Below are 2985 nucleotides of genomic sequence, written 5' to 3'. Positions count from 1 at the left end.
GTTAGGTTGGTCTCGACGTTTAGCAAAAGATTTTGAGCAGACGAATTTATCTGCTGAAAATTTTGTTAAACTAGGGTATATTTCACAAATATTAAAATTTATCAAATAGTTGTTTGTGAATACAGGTTTTTAGTTTAGTGTTAAACATAGTACGGCTTTACGGTTACAAATCTTGGAAACCATGGTTAGCTCGTTTTGCGAATCGCATTGACCGTATTGTGGCTATTATTTAAAACTTGTCAGGTCTGGGATAAATCCCACCCTACAACTTACAAAGCAGCCTGCACTTTACCGTGTTTGCGTTGTACATACGCAAAAATCATCATGCCCACAATAGCAAACACCGCGCCCACATAACCAACATAATGCAAACCGTATCGCTGCATCACCACACCGCCAAGCAATGCGCCGCCGCCAATGCCAATATTAAAAATACCCGAATAAATCGCGGTGGCGACATCGGTAGCGTCAGGCGCATAGTTGAGTACGCGCATAATCAGGCACAAATACAAACCTGCCATGCCTGTTCCCCATAAAAAGATTTGGATAAACAAGGCGGTTTGCGATTGGCTAACAAGGTGCACGCTCAACAACGAAGCGAGCAAAATCAGGGCAGATGTCCACAAAAAAGTGTTGGGGCGCAATTTGTGCAATCGCCCAAACAGCCAACTGGCAAACAAACCCGATGCGCCAAATACCAGCAAAATCAAAGTGGTGGTGCTGTCGCTTAAATGGGCGATTTGACGCATAAACGGTTCAATGTAGCTATATGTGGTAAAGTGCGCGGTAACGCTCAACACGGTGAGCGCGTACAAAGCGACCAACAAAGGACGTTTGGCGAGCATGGGCAAACTGTGCAGGCTGCCTGCGTTTTCACTGGGCAATTTGGGCAACAGTCGCGCCATCATTACCATCAACACCAACGCCAACAAGCCAATCACGCCAAATGTGGTGCGCCAACCCAACGCCTGACCAATGGTGCGCCCAATCGGCAAACCCAAAATGGTGGCGAGCGAGCTGCCCATAGACAACCATGCCAACGCCATTTGCTTTTTGCCTTTAGGTGCAACGCGCATAACGAGTGCAGACGTAATCGCCCAAAACACCGAATGCGCCAACGCAATCACAATTCGCCCTGCCAGTAAGTAGCCAAAATTCCACGCCACCACCGACACGATATGCCCAAAGATAAAAATCGTGAACAAAATCATCAATAATTTTTTGCGTTCAATTTTGGCGGTGAGCAGCATGCACGGCAACGACAGCAGCGACACGACCCACGCATACACCGTTATCATCAAGCCAGCATCGGCAACAGGCATGGCGAAACTTTTGCCAATGTCCGACAGCAAGGCAACGGGGATAAATTCGGTGGTGTTGAACACAAACGCGGCAAAAGCGAAGGTAAGCACTTGCCAATAAGCGCGTTTTTCGGAATAAGCAGTCATATTTTTTTACGCAACAGACAAAAGGTGGATTATAGCAGCCTGCACTCTCAATTGGCTTACGCTTTGTGGCATAATCGCCCTATTTTTCACGAAAGACATCAGCATGAATCCACATTTAAACCAACTGCAACCCTACCCATTCGCCCGACTACGCGAAGCCATGCAAGGCATTACACCGCCAGCCGATTTGCGCGAAATTCCGCTTTACATTGGTGAACCGAAACACCCAACGCCGCAAATCATCAAAGACGCACTGGTTAATTCGTTGGACGAATTAGCAAAATATCCGCTCACGCTTGGACTGCCTGAATTGCGCCAAGCGTGTGCAGGCTGGCTGAAACGCCGTTATGATGGCTTAACGCTCAATCCTGAAACGGAAATTCTGCCCGTACTCGGCAGCCGTGAAGCCCTGTTTTCGTTTGTGCAAGTGGTGTTGAATGAACAGGAAAATCCTGTGATTGTTAGCCCCAATCCGTTTTACCAAATTTACGAAGGCGCGACTTTGCTCGGCGGTGGCGAAATTGTGTTCGCGAATACGACTGCGCCGCGCTTTTTGCCTGATTGGACAAGCGTTTCCGATGAGCATTGGGCGCGTTGCAAATTGGTGTTTGTGTGTTCGCCTGACAATCCGACTGGCAGCGTTTTGACACGCGATGATTGGCAGCAGCTTTTTGATTTTCAAGATAAATATGGTTTTGTGATTGCGTCTGATGAATGCTATTCGGAAATTTATTTTGACGGCAAAAAACCGCTTGGCTGCCTACAAGCGGCGGCGGAATTGGGGCGCGGTTTTGACAAAATTGTCATGTTTACCAGTTTGTCTAAACGCTCAAATGTACCAGGTTTGCGTTCGGGATTTGTGGCAGGCGACGCGGATTTGCTGAAAGCGTTTTTGCTGTATCGCACGTATCACGGCAGCGCGATGAGTTTACCTGTGCAACGCGCCAGCATTGCGGCGTGGGACGATGAAGCGCACGTTGCGGAAAATCGCGCCCAATATCAAGCGAAATTTGACCGCGTGTTGCCGATTTTGCGCCAAAAATTTGATGTGCGTTTGCCTGATGCGTCGTTTTATATTTGGCTGCAAATCCCTGATGGCGATGATTTGAAATTTACGCAAGAATTGTATCGCGCAACGGCGGTGCAGGTTTTACCTGGGCGATTCTTTGCGCGTGATACGCCAAACGGCAACCCCGGCAAAGGTTTTGTGCGGATTGCGTTGGTTGATGAATTGGAAAAATGCGTGGAAGCAGCACAGCGCATTGTGGCTTGGTATAAATAGAAAAAGTGCAGGCTGCTTTTAGTGTTGCGACAATCTAACTCCCTCCCCTTTGGGAGAGGGCTGGGGAGAGGGAAAAATCGTCGCATTAAACTAACTTACTAATGTGAAACGCCTTTCCCTCTCCCTAACCCTCTCCCAAAGGAGAGGGAACAAAATGGGTACAACCTGATAACATAGTTTACATCACAACCCGAAGACATCGTTTACATTCCATTCAGTAAACCCTCATCAACATACCAACATGAATGATGAAAG

General features: G+C 47.7%; 2 protein-coding genes. One reads left to right on the top strand and one right to left on the bottom strand.

The genetic code is table 11. The features are described from left to right. Window positions 1-269 precede the first annotated feature (269 nt). The gene (locus tag BQ5809_RS07990; RefSeq protein WP_003785876.1) at window positions 270-1448 is read right to left on the bottom strand and encodes a sugar transporter; all 1179 of its coding nucleotides are present in this window, start codon (window positions 1446-1448) and stop codon (window positions 270-272) included. 103 nt (window positions 1449-1551) lie between these two features. Here BQ5809_RS07990 and dapC point away from each other — a divergent pair, with 103 nt between their 5' ends. Then, window positions 1552-2730: a succinyldiaminopimelate transaminase gene (gene dapC, locus BQ5809_RS07985; RefSeq protein WP_003785873.1), complete on the top strand. Its 1179-nt coding sequence runs from the start codon at window positions 1552-1554 to the stop codon at window positions 2728-2730. The last annotated feature ends 255 nt before the right edge of the window (window positions 2731-2985 follow it).

Source organism: Kingella kingae ATCC 23330 (assembly GCF_900111845.1).
Lineage (GTDB): Bacteria > Pseudomonadota > Gammaproteobacteria > Burkholderiales > Neisseriaceae > Kingella > Kingella kingae.
The sequence above is the reverse complement of the archived record's forward strand: the minus strand, read 5'-3'. Positions and strand labels throughout refer to the sequence as shown.